General features: G+C 34.4%; 1 protein-coding gene. It reads left to right on the top strand.

Annotation, left to right across the window (positions count from 1 at the left end; translation table 11 throughout):
* The first annotated feature begins 115 nt into the window (after positions 1–115).
* Complete coding sequence (locus FT986_RS15700; RefSeq protein ID WP_147865847.1) at positions 116–1,288, top strand: IS4 family transposase; 1,173 nt, start codon at positions 116–118, stop codon at positions 1,286–1,288.
* Positions 1,289–1,302: the final 14 nt, after the last annotated feature.

The raw sequence follows: 1,302 nt of genomic DNA, 5'->3' as shown, positions 1-1,302 counted from the left end.
ATTAGTACTGATGCGTTAAGATAGATTAAATATTTTAAAACATCAGTAAATATAATATATACAAGACGTTCTTTGATTTTTTGATTTGATGAATAACTTTGGAAAAACAAAAGTTATGAATTCAGGTAAATATGTTTTTTCACAGGTTTTATCAATCGTTAACCGCTATGAATTTCAAAAATGTGTAAATCGCTATAATGGTGATTATAGAACACGGGAGTTAAATTGCTGGAACCAGTTTGCACAACTTTTCTTTGGTCAGTTGACTGCAAGAAATGGGCTTCGTGATATATGCCTGTGTTTAAACGCTCATAAGAACCAGTTGTACCATTTAGGGATAAAACAGAGTGTCAATCAGTCTACTTTGTCTCGTGCTAATGAAAATAGGGATTGGCGGATTTATGCAGATTTTGGTTCCTACCTAATAAACTTGGTCAGGCCATTGTACAATGAAAACCACACATCCCTGTCGGGTATTGATAACGATGTATTTATTTTGGACTCAACGACCATTTCCGTTAGTATAATCTTAATGGATTGGGCACACGGGAAGTATTCGAAAGGTGCAGTAAAAATGCACACATTATTGAACCTTCGAGGTAACATCCCCACATTTATCCATATCACTGACGGTAAATATCACGATGTAAACGCGCTAGATGAAATAGAAGTTGTTCCAAGTGCAATTTACGTAATGGACAAAGCTTACATCGATTTTGAACGTTTATTTCGGATGAAACAATCTAATGTTTTTTTTGTTGTACGTGCAAAAAGCAATCTAAAATTCAAAGCCGTTGCATCAAGAAAAATAGACAAAAGCAAGGGGCTTCGATGTGACCAATCAATAAAGTTGCTAGTACCCAAAAGCCGAAAGCAATATCCTGAAAAAATCAGGCGTGTAAAATATTACGATAGCGAAAAAGACACCACTTTGGTGTTCTTGTCCAACGAATTTGATATGGATGCATTGGAAATTACCACTGTGTACAAAAGCCGATGGCAAATTGAAATCTTTTTTAAATGGATAAAGCAGAACCTTCAAGTAAAAACACTCTGGGGACATTCTGAGAATGCTGTGAAAATACAATTATGGATAGCAATAAGCACATACTTAATCGTCGCATATTTAAAACACCAGATGAAAAGTCCGCTCTCTGTGTATGAAATAACACAAATTTTAGGAGTGTCTTCATTCTCTAAAACACCTGTAAATGAACTGCTTAAAGAATATAAAGCAAATCAAAATATCAAAGAACAACTTAACTTATTTAATAACAGCGATTTATAAACGCATCAGTACTA

Source organism: Mesonia sp. K4-1 (assembly GCF_008017825.1).
Lineage (GTDB): Bacteria > Bacteroidota > Bacteroidia > Flavobacteriales > Flavobacteriaceae > Mesonia.
Note: the sequence above shows the minus strand (reverse complement) of the source record. Positions and strands in the feature narration are given on the sequence as shown.